This window comes from Tepidicella xavieri, from assembly GCF_004363315.1.
In the GTDB taxonomy this organism is placed as follows: domain Bacteria; phylum Pseudomonadota; class Gammaproteobacteria; order Burkholderiales; family Burkholderiaceae_C; genus Tepidicella; species Tepidicella xavieri.
In genome coordinates this window covers 14,071-34,306 of sequence record NZ_SNYL01000018.1, presented here as the reverse complement: position 1 = coordinate 34,306, position 20,236 = coordinate 14,071, and the positions used below count along the sequence as shown (strand labels likewise).

The following is a 20,236-nucleotide window of genomic DNA, read 5'->3' as shown; positions in this document are numbered from 1 at the left end:
GAGGTGGTGATCGACGCCTCAGTCAGTATGACCTGGTTGTTTCAAGATCGGCCGGGCTGTAAGGCCGCTGAGCAGCTTTTTCTGGACGGCTACAAAAGCCGACGCATCTTGCACGCTCCGGTGCTTTGGCTGTGGGAGTCGGCGAATGTGCTTCAAACCTACGCGCGCAAAGGGCACATCATGGCGGCCGATATCCCTGATCTTTTGCGCACTTTCCGCTACCCGAGGATCGTGCTCGACCAGGTGCCCGACATGCACATTCAGCAAAGCACTTTGGACATCGCCATGACAACCGGCTTGAGCTACTACGACGCCTCCTATGTAGAGCTGGCCCGTCGATTGAACGCGCATCTGGCCACGTTTGACCAACCGATGAAAGCCGCCGCCCATCAGCTCGGCGTGACCTGTCTGGACTTGTGAGTGTGTTGACCGGTTATTCGCCCCTGCATTTGACCTGCCCCCATTTATGACCCCTATGTCGCACGATAAGATTCTCATCCTCGATTTCGGCTCCCAGGTCACGCAGTTGATTGCCCGCCGTGTGCGCGAAGCACACGTCTACTGCGAGGTTCACCCCTGCGACGTCAGCAGCGAGTGGGTGCGGCAGTACGCCGCCGACGGGCGGCTCAAGGGCATCATCCTTTCGGGCAGCCACGCCAGCGTCTACGAGGTGGACGACCGCGCCCCCGACGCGGTGTTCGAGCTCGGCGTGCCGGTGCTGGGCATCTGCTACGGCATGCAGACGATGGCGCAGCAACTCGGGGGCAAGGTCGAAGGCTCGCCCCATCGGGAGTTTGGTTACGCCGAGGTGCGTGCCCGCGGCCACACCGCGCTGCTGAAGGACATCGCCGACTTCCACACGCCCGAAGGGCACGGCATGCTGAAAGTGTGGATGAGCCATGGCGATAAAGTCACCGAAATGCCGCCCGGCTTCAAGCTGATGGCCAGCACCGATTCGTGCCCAATCGCCGGCATGGCCGACGAGGCGCGGCGCTTCTACGGCGTGCAGTTCCACCCGGAGGTGACGCACACCGTGCAGGGCCGGGCGATGTTGGAGCGCTTTGTGTTGGAGGTCTGCGGCGCCAAGCCCGACTGGATCATGCGCGACCACATCAAGGAGGCGGTGGCGGCCATCCGCGCCCAGGTCGGCGACGAGGAGGTGTTGCTGGGCCTCTCGGGCGGGGTCGATTCCTCGGTGGCCGCAGCGCTCATCCACCGGGCCATCGGCGATCAGCTCACCTGCGTGTTCGTCGATCATGGCCTGCTGCGCCTGCACGAAGGCGACATGGTGATGGACATGTTCGCCGGCAAGCTGCACGCCCGGGTGATCCGGGTGGACGCGAGCGACCTGTTCCTGCGCGAACTGGCCGGCGTGACCGACCCGGAGCAGAAACGCAAGATCATCGGGCGGCTGTTCGTCGATGTTTTCAAGGCCGAAGCGGAAAAACTCAAGGCCGCGCGCCCCGGCTCCAAGGGCATCCAGTGGCTGGCCCAGGGCACCATCTACCCGGACGTGATCGAATCCGGCGGCGCCAAGAGCAAGAAGGCGGTCACGATCAAGAGCCACCACAACGTTGGCGGCCTGCCCGAGCAGCTGGGCTTGAAGCTCTTGGAGCCGCTGCGCGACCTGTTCAAGGACGAGGTGCGCGAGCTGGGCGTGGCGCTGGGCCTGCCGCACGACATGGTCTACCGCCACCCATTCCCGGGGCCGGGGCTGGGCGTGCGCATCCTTGGCGAAGTCAAGAAAGAATACGCCGACCTGCTGCGCCGGGCCGATGCCATCTTCATCGAGGAGCTGCGCTCCACCATCGAGCCGAACTCCGGCAAAAGCTGGTACGACCTGACCAGCCAGGCGTTCGCGGTGTTCCTGCCGGTCAAGAGCGTGGGCGTGATGGGCGACGGCCGCACCTACGACTACGTGGTCGCGCTGCGCGCAGTGCAGACCAGCGACTTCATGACCGCCGACTGGGCCGAGCTGCCGTATGGCCTGCTCAAGCGCGTCTCCAGCCGCATCATCAACGAGGTGCGCGGCATCAACCGCGTCACCTACGACGTCAGCTCCAAGCCGCCCGCGACGATCGAGTGGGAGTGATCCAGGCTGCCCACCGGTACGCACGGCCCCAGCGCTGGGCGTCAAAAGAAAACGCTCGCCAAGGTGCCGATGAGCAGTAGCGCAGTGACCGTGACCATGGCGAGAAAATCGCGTGGGGTGTCGCCGTTGCGACGCGATCCCCAACTGGCGATGATCATGGTCAAGGACAGGCCGGCGAGGGCGATGGTGTCGGGCTTCATGCAAGGTCCTGAGTGTCTGGTCAAGGGCATGATGTTGCCCGCTCGGGTGCGCCCGCAGCCAGCAGGCTGCCTCGCACGGGTGCTTCGGTTTTTCCGAACGGGTCTTTGATCATCGCTGTAGGGCCGCATCATGTCAGGGTTGAACTACCGGCATCTGTATTACTTTTGGGTAGTGGCCAAGGAAGGAGGCTTTGCCCGCGCGGCGCAGCGGCTGGACATGGCCATCCAGACCATCACTGCCCAGGTCAAAGCGCTGGAACAAACCTTGGGCTACCAGTTGCTCAAGCCCGCGGGTCGAGGGGTGGCGTTGACCGAGGCTGGCCAAGCCGCTTTTGCCAGGGCCGAGACCATCTTTCAGTTGGGCGAGGCCATTCCCGAAGCCGTGGCCCAGGCGGCGGCCGCGCCGGCGGCGCGCTTGGCGGTGGGGGTGTCGGATGGCTTGTCCAAGCTGGCCGTGCACGCGCTGTTGCAGCCCGTGCTGGGCGCGCCGACCTTGAGGCTGACCTGTCACGATGGCGAGGTCGAGCCCCTCATGGCGGAGTTGGCCTTGCATCGGCTGGATCTGGTGCTGGCCTCCCAGCCGCCGGCCCGTTCGGACAGCCAGCGCCTGGTCAGTGACCGCTTGATGGCATGCCCCGTGGATTGGTACGGGCCAGCGCGTTTGCTCAAGGCGCGTCCTCGCGCTCCCTTGGTGGAGCAGTTGGCGCAGTTGCCCGTGCTGTTGCCCACCGCCCACAGTGGCTTGCGCACCCGTATCGAGCGGTGGTTCGAGGCGCATCACATCGTGCCGCATGTGGTGGGTGAATTCGAGGACAGTGGCCTCATGGCGCTGTTCGCCGCCGAAGGCATGGGCGTGTTTCCCTTGGCCGTGTTCGGTGCCGATCGTCTGGCGCCTTCGTGGCGCTTGCGCTGCTTGGGGCGCAGCGCCGGGTTGTACGAGGAAATTCACGCCATTCGTTCGCGGCGTGGCTTGCATCATCCTCTCGTGAAGCAAATTCTGGCAGCGGCTGCCGAAGCCTCGCTTCGGTTTTGACGAAGCCCGACTGCCGCGCGGCCTGCGCAAACCGCATCCCCTTTTGCGGCACAGTAGCGGCAGCGGGCATGTGCCCGGTCGCTGGAAGGCATGACATGTGGCTGGATGGGCTCTGGTTTGTGGTGGGGCTAGGGGCGTTGGTGCTGGGGGCGGATGCCTTGGTGCGCGGGGCCTCCAAGCTGGCGCTGACCTTGGGGATTTCGCCGTTGGTGGTGGGGCTGACCATCGTGGCGTTTGGCACGAGCGCGCCGGAATTGGCAGTCTCGACCAGCGCGGTCTTGGGCGGACAAACCGATATTGCCGTGGGCAATGTGGTCGGCAGCAACATTTTCAACGTGCTGTTCATCCTGGGCCTCAGCGCCTTGATCGTGCCCCTGGTGGTGCATCAGCAATTGATCCGGCAGGAGGTGCCGATCATGCTCGGGGCATCGCTGTTGTTGGCGTTGTTGGGCTTGGATGGGCGTATCGTTTTCTGGGAGGGGGGCTTGCTGTTTGCCTTGTTGTGCGCTTATACCGCCTACCTGGTCATTCAGTCTCGGAGCGCCCAGGCTGTCGCCAGCCCCACAGTGTTCGACGAAGCAGTGCAGCCCCCGAGCACTGGCGCATGGGATGCGCGCCCCTGGGTGCAATGGGCTTTGATCGCGGTGGGCCTGGCCCTGCTGGTCTGGGGGGCAGACCGGCTGGTGGACGCTGCGGTGGCTTTTGCCCGGGCCTGGGGCGTGAGCGATCTGGTCATCGGGTTGACCATCGTGGCCGCTGGCACTTCCATGCCAGAGGTCGCCACCTCCATCGCTGCCGCCCTCAAAGGCGAGCGCGACATCGCCGTGGGCAACGTGGTGGGGAGCAACACGTTCAACATCCTCGGCGTGGTGGGGGTGAGTGGATTGGTCTCTGGGCAGGCCGGCCTGACGTTGGCCGATTCGCTGCGGCATTTCGATATGTGGGTCATGTTGGCCGTGGCCATGGCTTGCCTGCCGATTTTTCTGACAGGCCGCTCCATTGCGCGTTGGGAAGGCGGCGTGTTTCTGGCTTATTACGTGGCCTACGCGACTTACCTGATTCTGGCGGCCCAGCAACACGCGCAGTTGTACGCGTTTTCCGCGGTGATGCTGGGCTTTGTGCTGCCTTTGACCTTGGTCACGCTGGTGGTGCTCTGGCTGCGCGAGCCGGGTGGCCGTGGATGAGCGACACCGCCATGCCTGGTGGCAGGCATGGATAATCGGCTGCGCAATGCAAGCCGATGATGCCTACTACATGGGGCTGGCGATCGATGAGGCCCGCCGCGCGGCGGCCGCAGGCGAGGTGCCTGTGGGCGCCGTGCTGGTGCGTCCCGGCGGCCCGGGGCAGGCGGACGAGATTCTGGCCCGGGCCCACAACCGGCCCATCGGCCTGAACGACCCCAGCGCCCATGCCGAAATGCTGGCATTGCGGGTCGGGGCTGCCGCTCTGGGCAATTACCGCTTGGACGGCTGCGTGCTGTACGTGACCCTGGAGCCTTGCGCCATGTGTGCCCAGGCGGCTTTGCATGCACGGCTGGCCCGGGTGGTGTATGGGGCCGCAGAACCCAAAACCGGTGCCGCCGGATCGGTGATCGACGTGCTCGGCCATCCGGCCCTCAACCACCACACCCAGGTGCTGGGTGGTGTGGAGGAGGCGCGTTGCCGGGCCTTGATGCAGGCTTTTTTTGCCGAGCAACGCCGCAAGGCCAAGGCGCAGGCCGCGCCGTTGCGCGACGACGCCTTGCGCACGCCCGAGGCCGCCTTCGAGCCTGTGTGGCTGGCCTTGCCAGGTTGGCGCGCACACGCACATTCGACATGGGCGGGGCACGCGCTGGCCGGGCTGCGCCTGCACTGGATGGCCCAGCGCCCAGCGCGGACAACATCACCCACGATCCTTTTCCTGCATGGGCCCGATGGCTGGTGGCCGCAATGGGCTGCCGTGGCCGAGCACATGCTGGAGAAAGGGCATCGCGTTCTGTTGCCGGATTTGATCGGCTTTGGCATGAGCGACAAGCCCAAAAAGCCCCGTTGGCACACCCTGGAGCGGCATGCGGCGATCGTGAGCGAATGGCTGCTGAACCTAGAAGGCGAGGAGGTGGCGGGCTATCAGATCTGGACAATGCCCGAACAGGCCACGCTGGCCCAAGCCCTTTGCCAGCGCCTGGGGCTGGATGCCGCGTCATGCGTCATCCAGCAGCCCGCCTTGCCCGAGGGGCTGCCGCCCGATTGGCGCCAGCTGCCGTACCCCGACGATGGCCACCGGGCTGCGCTCAAAGCCTGGCCTTGGCCGACGGCGTGATCGGCACCGACGCCATAATCGGGCCATGGCCCATATCTATCTGTACTCTCCCAGCGGCGCCGTCCGCGACAAGGCGGGCTTCCGCCGCGCCCTCAAACGCTTGCAGGCCCAGGGCCATGACGTGGAAGTGGATCCGGCAGCCTTGGCCAGCCATCAGCGTTTTGCCGGGGATGACGACACCCGGCTGGCCGCCATCGAGCGCGCCGCGGCCAGCGGTGCGCAGGTGCTATTGACCACCCGAGGCGGGTACGGCTTGACCCGCTTGCTGCACCGATTGCCTTATGAGGCCATGGCGCGCTCGGTCGAGCAGGGCGCGGCATGGATTGGCCTGAGCGACTTCACGGCATTGCAACTGGCCGCTCTGGCCCGACAGGGCATGCCCACCTGGGCCGGCCCAGCCTTGATGGAAGACTGGGCGGGCGAGCAGGAGCCCGACGACATCATGCAGGCGTGCTTCGATGATCTGATCACCGGCGTGGGCGAAGGAACGGGCTGGAGGCTGCCTGCGGCAGACTTCAAGGCGCATCCCTGGCTAGCCGGGGAAGCCGGCTGGGCAGCCGAAGGGGCCGTGCTATGGGGCGGCAACCTTTCGGTCCTTTGCGCCCTGCTGGGCACCCCTTATTTCCCTGCCGTGGAGCAGGGCATCCTGTTCTTGGAAGACGTGGCCGAGCATCCCTACCGCATCGAACGGATGCTGACCCAACTCTTGCATGCCGGTGTGCTGGGGCGGCAGCGGGCGATCCTGCTGGGCAGTTTCAATCGATACCAACTCACGCCCCACGATCGCGGGTTCAATCTTCAGCGGGTGATCGATTGGCTGCGTGGCCAAGTGTCCGTCCCGGTATTGACGGGGCTGCCCTTCGGGCACGTGCCCACCAAAGTCATGTTGCCTGTGGGGCGGCCGGTCGATCTGTATGTGCAGGGCCGTGAAGCCTTGATGTTCTGGGGCGACTGAACGGGGCAGGGCACGCGACCCTACTTCAGGCTGCCCGCCAGGAACTGCGCCAGCCGCTCGCTTTTGGGGTTGGCCAACACCTCTCGGGGGGGGCCTTGCTCTTCGATGCGTCCTTGGTGCAGGAAGATCAAGTGGTTGGAGACTTCACGCGCGAACCCCATTTCATGGGTGACCACCACCATGGTGCGGTGCTCCTCCGCGAGCTTTTGCATCACGCGCAGCACCTCGGTCACCAGTTCGGGGTCGAGTGCGCTGGTGGGTTCATCGAACAGCATCACCTCTGGCTCCACCGCCAAGGCCCGAGCGATGGCCACCCGCTGCTGCTGCCCACCGCTCAAGTGGGCAGGATAGCGATCCTCAACGCCCCGGAGTCCGACGCGCTCCAGATATTTGCGAGCCTTCTCCACCGCTTGGTCCTTGGGCACCTTGAGCAAATGCACGGGCGCTTCGATGATGTTTTGCAGCACCGTCATGTGGGCCCAGAGGTTGAAGTTCTGGAACACCATCGCCAGTTTGGTGCGCAGGCGTTGAAGCTGCTGGGGCTGGATGGCCTCCAATTCCCCCTGGCGGCCCGGCTTGAGTTGCAATTCCTCCCCGGCCACCACGATGCGGCCTTGGTAAGGTTTTTCCAACAGGTTGATGCAGCGCAGAAAGGTGCTCTTGCCAGAACCGGAGCTGCCAATGATGCTGATCACATCGCCCGCGCGGGCCGACAGCGAAACGCCCTTGAGCACTTCATGCTCACCGTAGCGCTTGTGGAGGTCGTGAACCTCCAATTTCAAAGGAGAGGAGGGCATGGACGAATCAATGGGTACGGGGCTTGAGGTGAGCCAGGTAACGGTTTTCCAGCCATTTGAAACCGCCCACCAGCATGAAAGTGATGCACAGATAGATGCCTGCCGCGAACAGATAAGCCTCGAACGGCAGGTAGTAGGTTGAGTAGATGCGGCTGGCTGCTGCCGTCAGGTCCAGCATCGCCGGCACGGTGCTCGCCAAACTGGTGCTGTGCAGCATCATCACCACCTCGTTGCTGTAGGGCGGCAGGGTGCGGCGCAGCGCGCTGGGCAGCACGATGCGGCGCTGGATCTGCCAGCGCGACATGCCCATCGCCTGCGCGGCTTCGATCTCGCCCGGGCTGGTCTCGCGAATGGCGCCGGCCAACATTTCAGCGGTGTAGCCAGCGTTGTTCAGTGCAAAGGCCAGCAGTGCGCAGAAGAAGGCATCCTTGAAGTAGGTCCAGGGCCAGACCGTGTCCCAACGGGCCTGAATCCATTCCAACTGCGCCAGACCATAGTAAATCAGGTACACCTGGATCAATAAAGGCGTACCCCGGATGCAGTATGTGTAGGCGCCGGCCACCCAGCGCAGCACGGCGATGCGGCTGGTCAGCATCAATGCCAGCAACAAGGCCATGATCCCCCCCGCTGCCAGCGATCCGAGTAGCAGCCACAGGGTGGTGGCTAGGCCCTCAGCGTATAAAGCCAAGCTTTCCGGGCGCGCCAGGACAGACCAGTTCACAGGCTCACCTTCTTATTGCCCAGGCTGTAGCGGTTGTTCAGCCAGCGCAGGGCCCACAGCGAAATGCTGGTGTAAATGAGAAACAAAGCCGCTGCAAACAGAAAGAACACGAAAGGCTCGCGCGTGGCTGCGCTGGCCTGCTTGGCGCGGTATGTCATCTCATGCAGACCGATCAGGCTGACCAGCGCCGTGGATTTGATCAGCACCAGCCAGTTGTTGGTGAAGCCGGGCAGGGCGTAGCGCACCATCTGCGGCAGGGTGATGCGGAAAAACGTCCGCACCGGCCCCATTCCGAACGCCCAAGCCGCTTCCATTTGCCCTTTCGGAATGGCCATGATGGCGCCCCGGAAGGTTTCGGTCATGTAGGCGCCGTAGATGAATCCGATGGTCAGCACCCCCGCCGTGAACGGGTCGATGCGGATACGACCGGAAAAGCCCAGGGCCGCCGTGAGATGGTTCAAGCCGATGGCGCCGCCATAGAAGACGAGCAGCATCAACACCAGTTCCGGCACACCGCGAATCACCGTCGTATAGACGGTTGCCGTCCATACCAACGGGCGGCGCCCCGAGAGCTTGGCGGCCGAACCCAGCAAGCCCAGTACGATGGCCACGCCCAGCGCGGCCAGCGAGACGCCCACCGTCAGGAGGGCACCCTCAAGGATACGAAAGTAGTATCCCGACAAGCCTCAGCCCCGATCAGTCGCCGTAAACGTCGAAGTCAAAGTACTTCGCGCTGATGGTCTGATAAGTGCCGTTGGCGCGGATGGTCTGAATGGCCTGATTGATCTGCTGCTTGAGCTCGTCCTGCCCCTTGCGCATGGCCACGCCCATGCCAATGCCGAAGTACTTCTCGTCATTGAGCAGCGGGCCGACGAACGTGTAGCCCTGGCCCTCCGGTTTGCTCAAGAAGCCGCCGGTGACTTCCACCATGTCGGCCACCGTACCGTCCAGGCGGCCGGAGCGGATGTCCAGATAGACCTGATCTTGCGCTTCATAGGGAATAACATTGACCCCCAGAGGTCGCAGTTCACCTACAGCATAGCGCTCTTGGGTACTGCCTTTGAGCACACCGATGCGCAGGCCTTTGAGGGATTCGAGCGTTTCGAAAGGCGTGCCTTCCTTGACGACGATGCGGCTGGGCGTGCTGTAGTACTTGTCAGAGAAATCAATCACCTGTTGGCGTTCTTCGGTGATGGACATGGAGCTGATGATCACATCGTATTGCTGGGCCTGCAGGCCAGGGATCATGCTGTCCCACACCTGCTCGACGTACACGCAACGGCGCTGGATTTCGGCGCAGATGGCTTCAGCGATGTCCACATCGAAACCGGCCGGCTTGCCATCGGCGGTCTTGAAGGTAAACGGTTCATAGGTGGGGTCGATGGCCACCCGCAAAACCGGTGTGCTGCTGGCGGCCGCTGCTGCGGGAGCTTCTTCTTTCTTGCCGCAACCCACCAAGGCCACGGTGGCAGCCAGACCGAGGGTCAGGAGGATGTTTTTCATGAAAATTCCTTGAACGGTGAATGAAGTTCGGCCACGAGCGCAGTCTTGCGTCATGGCCGAATGGTGCCGATTCTATCTGCCCAGTGGCAAGCGCGTTGTAAAAGGTGTCTTGGGGTTTCCACTGGGTAGGGGGTATTCAGTGTGTGCTGATATACCGCTGGCGCAGATGCCGATGCACGATCTTTCCAGTGGCGGTTCTAGGCATTTCGACCTCGGCGATGAAATCCACGCTGGTTGGGCATTTGTAGCCCGCCAGACGCTGGCGGCACCACTCCCGCAGCTCGACTTCGTCAACGGATTGACCAGGGTGCAACACCACCACTGCCTTGACCGTTTCCCCCCATTTCTCGTGAGGTACCCCAATGACGGCGACATCTTGTACGGCAGGGTGCTGGCCAAGTACTTCATGATCGAACGCCTACAAGCCGAAAGAGCACTCAAAGTCGCTTAAAGATCATGTCCGGATTAATAATGCAGCCAATCCGATTGGCAATATCATTTAACATAATACACATTGTGGAACGTTCGGCTGGCGAAAATGCCGCCGTCGTGTTCGCCTTTTTCACAAACAGTTTTCGGCAATCGCTTGTTCCACACGGGCCCGTTCGGCATTTCGCATGTTTTGGTCCATCGTCACGCGCTGGCCTTTTTCATTGACCGTCACTAACCGATGGCTGCTGGCCAGGGCGCTGAGTGCCGCTTTGGCTCGTTGGCAGTTTTCTGCCCGAATTTCCGCGTTGCGCTTGTCCACCGCGCGGGCCTCGGCTTCAATTTGCCGGATCAGTGCCTGCTGCTTGGCCTCGTCCTCAGGAGTGGCGCCGGTGGTGGGCGATGCAGGCACCGGAGGCGTTGCGTTAGATGGAACTGTCGGCGCGTTGGCTGACGCAGCGCCTCGTGCAGAAGGTATTGCGGCAGGCCGCTGGAGGATACGATGGTCTGGGACGGATTGTGGAGGTGGCGTGTCGCTGAACACGCGCTGCCCCCGCTCATCGAGCCAACTCCAAGCCCCGGAAGCCTGCACCCAGGCGCTTACGCACAATAAACCAGTACCTATGATTCCAGAAAGCAAACACCGCACAGCGAACTCCTTGTCGATCCAATGCGCGGCTTCAGTGTACACCCGCAGGGTGTGCGTGCCCATGCGGGTCTGACGGACGAGAAGACGAGGATTATTGGTCTTGCAGGCGCTCCCGGCGTTGCAGCGCCCGTTTGAAGGCGGAAAATGCCGTCCATAAGATCAAGGCGGCACCGACGGCCAGGAAGCCTGCGCTGATGGGGCGCTCGATGAAGGTCATCATGTCGCCGCGCGACAGCAGCAAGGCGCGGCGCAGGTTTTCTTCCATCATGGGCCCGAGCACGAAGCCCAGCAGCAGCGGAGCCACTTCAAACTTCAGCACGGCCAGCGCGTAACCGAATACCCCGAGCAAGGCCACCATATAGACATCGAAGGTGTTGTTGTTGACGCTGTACACGCCCAGCGAAATGAACACCAAGATGGCCGGATACAGCACGTTGTAGGGAATGCGGAGGATGGCCACCCAAATGCCGATCAGCGGCAGGTTCAGGATCATCAGCATGATGTTGCCGATCCCAAAGCTCACGATCAGGCCCCAGAACAGGTCGGGCTGCTGGGTCATGAGCAGCGGCCCTGGCTGGATGCCGTGGATGATGAGTGCGCCCAGCATCAGCGCCATGACGGCATCGCCCGGGATGCCGAGCGACAGTGTGGGCACGAAGGCCGTTTGCGCCGCGGCGTTGTTGGCCGACTCCGGGGCGGTGATGCCCTCGATGGCCCCGTTGCCGAACTTGCCCGGGTCTTTGGAAACTTTCTTTTCCACCGCGTAAGACATGAACGAGGCAATGCTGGCGCCCGTCCCCGGCAAGGCACCAAAAAAGCTGCCAATGCCAGTGCCACGCAGCATGGGGAAGATGGACTCCTTCCAGTCTTTGCGCGTCGGGGTCATGGAGCGGAAGGTGATTTTTTCCTGGACTTTGGAGTCTCGGGTGTTGTTGACGGAAGCAATCACTTCCGCGATGCCGAACAGGCCCATGGCGAGCGCCACCAGGTTGATTCCGTCCATCAATTCGGGAATCTGGAAATCGAAGCGGGCCACGCCGGAATTCACGTCGGTCCCGACGGTGCCCAATACCAGACCCAGCACGACCATGGCCAGGCCCTTGAGGGCGGAGCCAGACGCCAACGTGGAAGCGGCAATCAAGCCCAGAAGCATCATGGCGAAGTATTCGGCCGGACCGAACTTCAAGCCCAACTCAGCGATAGAGGGTGAAAACATCACCAGCACCAGGATGCCGAGCATGGAGCCGACGAAAGAGGCGATCGTGGTCATGAACAGGGCCACGCCTGCCCTGCCCTGTTTGGCCATGGGATAGCCGTCCAGGCAGGCCACGGCCGACGACGGGGTGCCGGGCAGGTTCAGCAAGATGGAAGCGGTCGAGCCGCCGTACTGCGCGCCATAGTACACGCCGGCCAGCATCACGATGGCCGCCGTGGGCGGGATGTGGTAGGTCACGGGCAGCAGCAGCGAGATCGTGGCCAGTGCCCCGATGCCCGGCAGCACGCCGATGAGCGTTCCCAGGAAAACGCCGATGAAGCAATACAGCAAGGTGATGGGCTGCAAGGCCGATTGCAGGCCCAGCAGCAGTTCGTTGGCGATGTCCATGTGTGTTCGGGTGGAATGGGGTATGGGGATGGAGGTCGGGGCGTTGCCAAAGCCGCGCCTGCCTCAGGGGCTCCAGGGCCAGACGGGCAGGACCATGCTCAGCCCTTTGATGAACACGACCCAGGTGACGGCGGCCACGCCCACGGCCACGGCGATGCGGCCTTTCCAGGTGATTTGGCGATCGGCCAACGAGGAAACCAGCACCGCCACCACGGTGGCCAATACGATTCCCAGCGGTTTGAGCAGCAGAGCGAACACACCGATGCTCACCGTCACGAGAACGAGCGTTTTGAGCTCGACCTTGACGGGCGAGCCTTCACGCAGCAAGGCGGGAATGGTGATGAAGAGCCCCAGCACGGCCAGCAGCACACCCAGGCTCACCGGGAAGAAGCCTGGCCCCATGCGGTTGAGTTGGCCCATGTCATATTCCTGGTAGGCGTGCCAGGCCACGAAGATGCCGATGGCCATCATCGCCAAGCCGCCGATGACGTCTCGGTAATCTCTATTCCACATGCGGTCTCCTGCTGTGATTGGACTACAGGCTAGGATTGGAACCGCAAATGGCGTGGTCGTGTTTAAGTAATTGCACGTAAGGCCGCTCGGGACGAGGCTTACCAGGTGCCCCTCGGCTGGCGCTGGCGCACGAAGGAGGCGATGAGTTCGGCCATGTCGGTGCGGCCTGCGCGGTGGGCAAAGTCGATCGCGGTCAGACCTTGCTCATTGCGTGCCATCGGATCGGCCCCCTCTTCCAGCAAGATGCGCACCACCATCGGGTGGCCGTAGTGCGCAGCCATCATCAATGGCGTGGTTTTGTTGGGGGATTCGGCGTCGATGAAGGCGTGGTGTTCCAGCAGCAGTCGGGTGATGGCTGGCGCATTCGGGCCTTTGTGGGTGGCGGCATAGTGCAGCGGCGTCCAGCCGGGCTTGTTGACCTGCGCGCGTCGGGCGATGAGTGCTTCGACCAGATCCAACTGGCCCTTGAGCGCGGCGATCATGAGGGCGTTTTCATCTGCGCTGCCGCGGGCATCCACATTCACCTCGGGGCGCTCGATGAGGAAGCGCGCCGCCCGTAGCGATTCGCTCTTGACGGCCAGAAACAGGGGGGGCTCCAGATCCGGGCTGGGGGCGTTGAGGTCAAAACCGGCTTCGGCGAGGCGCTCGAGCGTCCGAACGTCGTCACGCAGGATGGCGGTGAAAAAGCGTTCGTAAGAGCCCTGTTGCGCAGCGCTCGGGAGATGAAAGAGAAGAAATCCTGAAAAAGCAATCAGGTATATGATTTTTTGAAAAGAATTGATGAGGATTTTTTCGGGCATGCCAGCGACTCGAAGCCTGAGAGAGTGATGCAACCTTGTGGCTATGGAGTCGTTTTCCCGAACAAATGTTCAAAGTTGCGCGTCGTGGCGTGGGCGACGGCTTCCACGCTCGTGCCGTGCAGTTCGGCCAACTGTCGCGCCACCCAGGGAACGTAGGCCGGGGTGTTGGTTTTGCCACGGTGCGGCACGGGTGCGAGGTAGGGGCTGTCGGTTTCGATGAGACAGCGGTCCAGCGGCACCATGCGCGCGACATCGCGCAGTTCGGCGGCGTTGCGAAAGGTGATGATCCCGGAAAACGAAATGTAGAACCCCAGATCGAGCGCGGCCCGGGCCACTTCGGCGCTTTCCGTGAAGCAGTGGAAGACGCCGCGGGCTTGGGGCAACCCAGAGGTTGGCGCACTCAGGAAGCCGCCCTCCTCTTTGAGGAGGCTCAGCGTATCGGCAGAGGCGCTGCGGGTGTGGATCACCAGGGGCAGGTTGGTCAGCCGAGCGGCCCGGATGTGCACGCGAAAGCGCTCGCGTTGCCAGGCCATGTCAGCGACCGTGCGCTCGCCCAGGCGGTAGTAGTCCAACCCGGTTTCGCCGATGGCCACGACCCGAGGGTCTTGGGCGCCCTCGCACAGGTCTTCGACGGTAGGCTCTCGAACCCCCTCGTTGTCGGGGTGGACCCCAATCGTGGCCCACAGGTGAGGATGTCGGTGGGCGAGCTCACGCACGGCGGGGAACTCCTCCAGCGTGGTGCAGATGCACAGCGCCCGATCGACCGCGGCGTCCCGCATGGCTTGCAAGATGGCAGGCAGTTCGGCGGAGAGTTCGGGAAACGTGAGGTGGCAGTGAGAATCGACGAACATGAACGGAGTTCAGACGGTCTGCGTTGGCCGGTCGGAGGCCAAGTGAGCGCCCAGGATTTCTTCGATGCGGGCTTTGAGTTGGCGGGATTTCTCGTCTGCCGGAAAGCGAATGCCGATGCCTTGGGTACGGGCGCCGGTGGCGCCAGGCGGCGTGATCCAGGCGACTTTGCCCGCGATCGGGTAGCGTTGCGGATCGTCGGGCAAGGTGAGCAGCACGTACACATCCATGCCCAGTTTGTATTCGCGCGAAGAAGGCACGAAGATGCCCCCTTCCGTGAACAGGGGGATATAGGCCGCATACAAGGCGGCTTTTTCCTTGATCGACAGCTGGATGACGGTAGGGCGCGGGGCGCCCGGTTGTTCGGCCATGCTCATGCTTCGGAGTGTAGCGCGAGGGCGCTGCGCGCGCGCAAGGCCCAGGCTTCCTGTTGCAGGGCGGGGTTGAAGGGGTGCTCCATCGTCCGGGCGGCAGCGATGAGGTCTTTGTACCAGCGGTTGAGTGCCAGCATGGACGGGGGCACAGGCAGGTCTTCGATGGCAAAGTAGCGAGGCCCGGCCCCCGCGCCGACGGCCATGAGGTCGTGGCAGAGCTTGAGCAGCACGTCCATCTGTCGGGTCGCAGGCCAGTCGGCCATGGGGCCGAAGTCGCCCTCGGCCACGCAGCGCGGCAGTTGACGCCAGGTCTGCGCCGTCAGGCCGGCCTCGATCCACGCATGCGCGGCTTCAGGGCTGCCACCAGCGGCTTTCAACAGCACCTCGGGCTCGGCGACAGTGGTGTGCTGGCCGAGCCAGGCCAGTGCCTCGTCGGGCTGCGGCCAGCCCAAGGTGTGGGTCAGGCAGCGGCTGCGGATGGTCGGCAGCACGGCATGCGCGGCCTCGGTGGTGAGCAGGAAACGCACCGCGCCTGGTGGCTCCTCCAGCGTCTTGAGCAAGGTGTTGGCCGATTCGACGTTGAGCCGATCGGCTGGGTGAATGAGCACCACCTTGGTCTCGCCGCGCGAACGGGTGGTCTGGGTGAAGGCAATGGCCTCACGCGTGGGCTCTACCCGGATGAATTTGCCGGGCTTGAGCTCTTTGCGGTCGATCTTGTCTTGGGTTTTGGGGTCCAGGGGCCAGTCCAGCGCCAGCGCCAGGGTCTCGGGCATGAGGACGAACAGATCCGGGTGGGTTCGCACGTCGATGGCGTGGCAACTCGGGCAAAGCCCGCAGGCGCCTGCCTCGCCCGGCTGGTCGCACAGCCAGGTTCGGGCCAGCGCCAAAGCCAGTGGATATTGGCCCAGCCCGGCAGGGCCGGCCAGCAGCAGGGCGTGCCCGCGCTGGTGGCGAAGGCGGTCGTGTTGGCGTTGCAGCCAGGGGGGCAGCTTCATGCGCTCGACCTTTGCAGCACGCCATGGGCCATACAGGCGTCCACCACCTGCTGCCACACGGCGTCGCGCGGCAGGTCGCCGTCGATCCGGGCAAAGCGCTGCGGCGATTGACGCTGCCGTTCGGCATACCCTTCGGCCACCCGGGCGAAGAACGCTTGGGGCATGGCTTCGAATTTGTCGGGTGTTCGGGCCTGGCTGAGCCGCTGCGCCGCCACGGCCGGCGGCACGTCGAACCAAAGCGTGAGATCCGGCTGCCGGACACCACCTTGCAGGGCATCACTGGCCTGGACCCAGTTTTCCAGCGTGTCGAGGATTTGAAGGTCAAAGCCCCGCCCATAGCCCTGATAGGCATAAGTGGCGTCGGTGAAACGGTCGCACAGCACGGTGTGCCCTTGGGCCAGCGCAGGCTCGATGACGCGCCGCAGATGATCCCGCCGGGCTGCGAACATCAGCAGGGCCTCGGTGAGGGCATCCATCGGTTCGTTGAGGAGCAAGGCGCGCAACTGCTCGGCCAGCGGGGTGCCGCCCGGCTCGCGCGTGACCGTGACTTCGCGGCCCTGCTGCCGCAGCATCTGGGCCAGCGCATCGATATGGGACGACTTGCCCGCGCCGTCGATGCCTTCGAAGGTGATGAAAAAGCAACGCTGGGATGACATGAAGGCCTTCAACGGTTCAGGATGTAGCGGCGCACGGCCCGGTTGTGTTCTTCCAGGGTCCGGCTGAATTCGCTGGAGCCGTCGCCACGGGCCACGAAATACATGGCCGGGGTGTCGGCGGGCTGCACCGCCGCCAGCAGCGAGGCCATCCCAGGCATGGCGATGGGCGTGGGCGGCAGCCCGCTGCGGGTGTAGGTGTTGTAAGGGGTGTCGGTATCCAGATGGCGGCGTCGCAGGCGGCCGTCGAAATCCTCACCCAGCCCGTAGATGACGGTGGGGTCCGTCTGCAAACGCATGCCGATGCGCAACCGGTTGATGAAGACCCCGGCCACGAGTTCGCGGTCGCTGGGCAAACCGGTCTCTTTTTCGATGATGCTGGCGAGAATCAGGGCCTCTTCGGGCGAGCGCAACGGCAGATTGGGGTGGCGTTGTTCCCAGGCTTGGGCCAGGCGACGCTCCATCACCTGAGCCGCCTGGCGCAGCACGGAGGAGGCGGTGGCGTATTTCGGGTACACGTAGGTGTCGGGGAAAAAACGGCCTTCCGGGTGCGCGGCCGCCAGCCCCAGCGCCTGCATCAGCTCGGCCGGGCTGGCGTCCGGCAGATCGTATTGCAGATGCTCGGCGGCCCGAAGCGCTTGCAGCACCTGCCGGTAGTTCCAGCCCTCGACAATGGTGACTCGGCGTACCGCCTGCTCGCCCCGCACCAGTTTGTCCAGCAGCGTACGCGGCGTGGTCGAGGCATCGAATTCGTAGGCGCCGGCCTTGATGTTGCGCGCCTCCCCGGAGGCGCGGAACCAGGCAAAAAGCAGCCATTCGGGCCCTTGTACCCCACTGTTGACCAATACCCGGGCAACGCCGCGGGCCGAGGTGCCAGGCGCAATCTTCACGTCCATCACGCCGCTGCTGTCCAGCGGCATGGGCAGCGGCCGATGGAGCCACCACAGCCCCAGCGCCACCACAGCGGCGGCGCTGGCGGTGACGAACCACAGCAGCGATTTCAACAATCGGAACACGGGCTTGGACCTCTGGGACAATACAGCGGTCCGATCATACGTGACCCCAAACCGTTCCCGTCCATGCGCATGCTTACCTCGAACCCATCGCCCTCCTCTATCGATATGTCGGCCCGCTTTGCGGGCGTGGTGCGCCTGGCCCATTGGGGCGTGATCCGCGCCCAGGGCGAGGACGCCGCAGCCTTCTTGCATGGGCAGCTGACCCAAGATTTCGCCTTGCTGGGCATGAACGAAGCCCGGCTGGCGGGCTACTGCAATCCCAAGGGGCGGTTGCTGGCCTCGTTCATCGGCTTCAAGCGTGCAGCCGACGAGGTGCTGCTGACCGGCCCCCAAGATGTGCTGCCCGCCACGCTCAAGCGCCTGAGCCTGTTTGTACTTCGCGCCAAGGTGCGCTTGTCGGATGCGAGCGATGCCTGGGCCCTGTGGGGCGTGGTGGGATCGGACGTGCCCCGTGAGTTGGCGCAGGCAACCTGGAGCGTGTGGCGCTCGGAGGCAGGAGCCATCTGGGTGCGCCTGCCCCCCGCCATGGGCCTGGAGCGGGCCTTGTGCTGCGCGGATGCCCAAGCCCCCTGCCCTGGCGCGACAGACTTGCCGAGGGCGGTGTGGGACTGGCTGGAGGTTCGCAGCGCGGTGGTCATGGTCAGCCAGCCGGTGGTCGAGCATTTCGTGCCGCAGATGCTGAATTACGAGTCGGTTGGCGGCGTGAACTTCAAAAAGGGTTGCTATCCGGGCCAGGAGGTGGTGGCCCGCAGCCAGTTTCGAGGCACGCTCAAGCGCCGCGCCTATCTGCTGCACCTGGATGCCGAGGTCCAGGCCGGCCAAGACGTGTTCCATGCCAGCGATGCCGAGCAGCCGTGCGGCACGGTGGTGCAGGCCGCCCCCCACCCTGACGGCGGTTGGGACGCCATCGTGTCGATGCAGACGGCGGCGGCCGATGGTCAGCCCTTGACGCTGGGCAGCCCCAATGGCCCCGCGCTGACCCTGCTGCCCCTGCCCTATGCGTTGCTGGCCGATGTGTGACGGAGCCAGCCCGACATGTGCCTGATGGCTTTTGCGTGGGGCATGCATCCCGGTTGCGCCCTGTTGCTGGCGGCCAACCGCGACGAATACTGGGACCGACCGACCGATCCGTTGGCCTGCTGGGCCTTGCCCGACGGCACGCCGGTTTGCGCCGGGCGGGATCGGCTCGCCGGAGGCACTTGGCTGGGCATGAACCCGACGGGCCGGGTGGCCATGCTGACCAATGTCCGCGCTGCGCAGCCCCCCTCTGGCGCTCGCAGTCGGGGCGATTTGGTGACTCGCTGGCTACAGGCTCAGGCCCCGGTGCCCGATGTGCATGCCTTTGTCCAGCACCTGGACCCGGCGGCCTATGGCGGGTTCAACATCGTCCTGGGCGACTGTGCGCAAGGGCGCTGGACATGGCTGACCAACCGGCCGGCCGACGTGCCGCAGGGGTGTGAGCCCCTGGATTTGCCGGAAGGCTGGTGGGGAGCGACCTTGACGCCCGGGATCTATGGCTTGTCGAATGCGGCGCTCGATACCCCTTGGCCCAAGACGGTCCGGCTCAAGCAGGCCATGCAGACGGCCTTGCAGCATCTGGATCATTCGGCAGAGGCCGCAACCGCTGCGCTGCCGGCGTGGCAAGCGGTCTTGCTCGATGCGCTGCTCGACCCCCGGCACCCAGACGCCCCTGCGTCCGACACACCGGGGCTGTCCAGCGCCTTTGTCCATCTTCCCGAAGGGCGCTATGGCACGCGCAGCACCTTGCTGGTTCGCTGGCCCACCTCAGCCCTGGGGGCGGTGGAACTGGATGAATGGACCCACCGCCCGGAGGCGGTGCCCAGCGCCGTGGGGCTGGACCGTTGGCCGCTGGCGCACAGCCGTCACAGGCGGATCTCCATGTCCACATGGGGGATGCCCACGTCTTCATAAGTGCCGCCCACGCAGACGTAGCCCAGCCGCCGGTAAAAGCCCTCTGCCGTGCGCTGCGCGCTCAAGCGCAGGGTGTGGTCGCCGCGCTGGCGTGCCAACTGCGTCAGTGCTTCGACGATGGTGCGCCCCACCCCGGTGCCGCGCAGGGCCCGATGCACCGCCATGCGACCGATCTTGCCCACCCCCTCGCCCGCCGACAGCAAGCGACCCGTGGCCACGGGTTGGCCCAACCGGTTGTAGGCCACGGCGTGCAGGCAGGTCTGGTCGGCCGCATCCCACTCCTCCTCTTTGGGAATGCCTTGCTCTTCGATGAACACGGCCGTGCGCACGCGTTGGGCATCCCGGCCCAGGGCGCCCCAATCGCCAGTGTGCACCTGCAGCACCGGCTCGCCCGCTTCGTAACCCTCCATCAACGCACGCAAAGCCGCGGGGATCGGCCGCGAAGTCTGGGTGGCCGGATCGGCAAACACGTAAATCAGTTCTGCGCTGATGAGCAGCGATTCGCCCCGAAATATCGCTCCCGTCATGGTGATCGAGGAATTGCCCAAGCGGCTGCAGCGCATGCCCACGTCGAGCAGATCGTCCATGCGGGCCGAAGCGTGGAATTCGACCGAGGCTTTTTTCACGTAGAGATCCCCGCCCATGCCGTGCATGGATTCTTCGTAAGGCATGGCCAGCGCCCGCCAATACTCGGTCATCGCCACATCGAAGTACATCAGGTAATGGGCATTGAAGACGATTTTTTGCATGTCCACCTCCGCCCATCGGACGCGGAGGCGGTGAAAGAAGCGGAAATCCTGGCGTTTCATAGACAATAGCGGGTT

At 64.0% G+C, this 20,236-nt stretch carries 24 protein-coding genes; 9 read left to right on the top strand and 15 right to left on the bottom strand.

Features of this window, described 5'->3' with window-relative positions:
* The first annotated feature begins 3 nt into the window (after positions 1-3).
* Positions 4-420, top strand: coding sequence for a type II toxin-antitoxin system VapC family toxin (locus DFR43_RS12175; RefSeq protein WP_133599086.1), 417 nt, complete (start codon positions 4-6; stop codon positions 418-420).
* A gap of 55 nt (positions 421-475) precedes the next feature.
* Complete coding sequence (gene guaA, locus DFR43_RS12170) at positions 476-2,092, top strand: glutamine-hydrolyzing GMP synthase (RefSeq protein ID WP_133599084.1); 1,617 nt, start codon at positions 476-478, stop codon at positions 2,090-2,092.
* A 41-nt stretch (positions 2,093-2,133) separates the two neighbouring features.
* Here the strand turns inward: guaA and DFR43_RS13650 are convergent, their stop codons facing one another.
* Positions 2,134-2,292 (bottom strand): hypothetical protein, encoded by a 159-nt coding sequence (locus tag DFR43_RS13650; protein ID WP_164499748.1) that lies wholly within the window; start codon positions 2,290-2,292, stop codon positions 2,134-2,136.
* 130 nt (positions 2,293-2,422) lie between these two features.
* On the opposite strand from DFR43_RS13650, the gene DFR43_RS12165 reads away from it, so the two are divergent.
* The 4 genes from DFR43_RS12165 to DFR43_RS12150 all read left to right on the top strand — a co-directional run bounded on the left by DFR43_RS12165 (position 2,423) and on the right by DFR43_RS12150 (position 6,578).
* Entirely contained in the window at positions 2,423-3,325 is a 903-nt protein-coding gene (locus tag DFR43_RS12165) for a LysR family transcriptional regulator (RefSeq protein WP_133599082.1), read from the top strand.
* A gap of 95 nt (positions 3,326-3,420) precedes the next feature.
* Positions 3,421-4,509, top strand: coding sequence for a calcium/sodium antiporter (locus DFR43_RS12160; protein WP_133599080.1), 1,089 nt, complete (start codon positions 3,421-3,423; stop codon positions 4,507-4,509).
* A 46-nt stretch (positions 4,510-4,555) separates the two neighbouring features.
* Entirely contained in the window at positions 4,556-5,623 is a 1,068-nt protein-coding gene (gene tadA / locus DFR43_RS12155; protein ID WP_133599078.1) for a tRNA adenosine(34) deaminase TadA, read from the top strand.
* A gap of 25 nt (positions 5,624-5,648) precedes the next feature.
* Positions 5,649-6,578, top strand: coding sequence for an LD-carboxypeptidase (locus tag DFR43_RS12150; protein WP_133599076.1), 930 nt, complete (start codon positions 5,649-5,651; stop codon positions 6,576-6,578).
* 20 nt (positions 6,579-6,598) lie between these two features.
* On the opposite strand, the gene DFR43_RS12145 is transcribed toward DFR43_RS12150, so the two are convergent.
* The 4 genes from DFR43_RS12145 to DFR43_RS12130 are packed head-to-tail and all read right to left on the bottom strand — an operon-like array spanning position 6,599 to position 9,599.
* Positions 6,599-7,375, bottom strand: coding sequence for an ABC transporter ATP-binding protein (locus tag DFR43_RS12145; RefSeq protein ID WP_133599074.1), 777 nt, complete (start codon positions 7,373-7,375; stop codon positions 6,599-6,601).
* A gap of 7 nt (positions 7,376-7,382) precedes the next feature.
* Entirely contained in the window at positions 7,383-8,096 is a 714-nt protein-coding gene (locus DFR43_RS12140; protein WP_133599072.1) for an ABC transporter permease, read from the bottom strand.
* Positions 8,093-8,779: an ABC transporter permease gene (locus DFR43_RS12135; RefSeq protein WP_133599070.1), complete on the bottom strand. Its 687-nt coding sequence runs from the start codon at positions 8,777-8,779 to the stop codon at positions 8,093-8,095. The genes DFR43_RS12140 and DFR43_RS12135 overlap by 4 nt, the downstream gene beginning before the upstream one ends.
* Positions 8,780-8,792: 13 nt before the next feature.
* A complete protein-coding gene (locus tag DFR43_RS12130) occupies positions 8,793-9,599 on the bottom strand; it encodes an ABC transporter substrate-binding protein (RefSeq protein WP_133599068.1) in 807 nt (268 codons plus the stop codon).
* Positions 9,600-9,651: 52 nt separating this feature from the next.
* On the opposite strand from DFR43_RS12130, the gene DFR43_RS13990 reads away from it, so the two are divergent.
* Positions 9,652-10,050, top strand: a complete 399-nt coding sequence (locus DFR43_RS13990; RefSeq protein WP_425471097.1) for a hypothetical protein — start codon at positions 9,652-9,654, stop codon at positions 10,048-10,050.
* Between the two features lie 111 nt (positions 10,051-10,161).
* Here the strand turns inward: DFR43_RS13990 and DFR43_RS13730 are convergent, their stop codons facing one another.
* The 9 genes from DFR43_RS13730 to mltG form a co-directional block, all read right to left on the bottom strand.
* Complete coding sequence (locus DFR43_RS13730) at positions 10,162-10,440, bottom strand: hypothetical protein (RefSeq protein WP_211338656.1); 279 nt, start codon at positions 10,438-10,440, stop codon at positions 10,162-10,164.
* A 328-nt stretch (positions 10,441-10,768) separates the two neighbouring features.
* Complete coding sequence (locus tag DFR43_RS12115) at positions 10,769-12,280, bottom strand: tripartite tricarboxylate transporter permease (RefSeq protein ID WP_133599064.1); 1,512 nt, start codon at positions 12,278-12,280, stop codon at positions 10,769-10,771.
* A gap of 63 nt (positions 12,281-12,343) precedes the next feature.
* Positions 12,344-12,793 carry a tripartite tricarboxylate transporter TctB family protein gene (locus tag DFR43_RS12110; protein WP_133599062.1) on the bottom strand — a complete coding sequence of 150 codons (450 nt, stop codon included), beginning with the start codon at positions 12,791-12,793 and terminating at the stop codon, positions 12,344-12,346.
* Positions 12,794-12,891: 98 nt separating this feature from the next.
* On the bottom strand, positions 12,892-13,593 hold the full coding sequence (locus tag DFR43_RS12105; protein ID WP_133599060.1) for an ankyrin repeat domain-containing protein: 702 nt from the start codon (positions 13,591-13,593) through the stop codon (positions 12,892-12,894).
* Positions 13,594-13,634: 41 nt separating this feature from the next.
* A complete protein-coding gene (locus DFR43_RS12100; RefSeq protein WP_133599058.1) occupies positions 13,635-14,444 on the bottom strand; it encodes a TatD family hydrolase in 810 nt (269 codons plus the stop codon).
* Positions 14,445-14,453: 9 nt separating this feature from the next.
* Positions 14,454-14,813: a PilZ domain-containing protein gene (locus DFR43_RS12095; protein ID WP_133599056.1), complete on the bottom strand. Its 360-nt coding sequence runs from the start codon at positions 14,811-14,813 to the stop codon at positions 14,454-14,456.
* 2 nt (positions 14,814-14,815) lie between these two features.
* Positions 14,816-15,811, bottom strand: coding sequence for a DNA polymerase III subunit delta' (locus DFR43_RS12090; protein WP_133599054.1), 996 nt, complete (start codon positions 15,809-15,811; stop codon positions 14,816-14,818).
* Entirely contained in the window at positions 15,808-16,467 is a 660-nt protein-coding gene (gene tmk / locus DFR43_RS12085; protein ID WP_133599052.1) for a dTMP kinase, read from the bottom strand. Before tmk ends, DFR43_RS12090 begins: the two co-directional genes overlap by 4 nt.
* An 8-nt stretch (positions 16,468-16,475) precedes the next feature.
* Positions 16,476-17,480: an endolytic transglycosylase MltG gene (mltG, locus tag DFR43_RS12080; protein ID WP_425471096.1), complete on the bottom strand. Its 1,005-nt coding sequence runs from the start codon at positions 17,478-17,480 to the stop codon at positions 16,476-16,478.
* 69 nt (positions 17,481-17,549) lie between these two features.
* Here mltG and ygfZ point away from each other — a divergent pair, with 69 nt between their 5' ends.
* Positions 17,550-18,500 carry a CAF17-like 4Fe-4S cluster assembly/insertion protein YgfZ gene (gene ygfZ / locus DFR43_RS12075; RefSeq protein ID WP_245988920.1) on the top strand — a complete coding sequence of 317 codons (951 nt, stop codon included), beginning with the start codon at positions 17,550-17,552 and terminating at the stop codon, positions 18,498-18,500.
* Between the two features lie 24 nt (positions 18,501-18,524).
* The gene (locus DFR43_RS12070) at positions 18,525-19,412 is read left to right on the top strand and encodes an NRDE family protein (protein ID WP_164499747.1); all 888 of its coding nucleotides are present in this window, start codon (positions 18,525-18,527) and stop codon (positions 19,410-19,412) included.
* Here the strand turns inward: DFR43_RS12070 and DFR43_RS12065 are convergent.
* Positions 19,364-20,221, bottom strand: a complete 858-nt coding sequence (locus tag DFR43_RS12065) for a YbgC/FadM family acyl-CoA thioesterase (protein ID WP_133599044.1) — start codon at positions 20,219-20,221, stop codon at positions 19,364-19,366. The two genes, DFR43_RS12070 and DFR43_RS12065, sit on opposite strands and share 49 nt — an antisense overlap.
* Between the last annotated feature and the right edge of the window lie 15 nt (positions 20,222-20,236).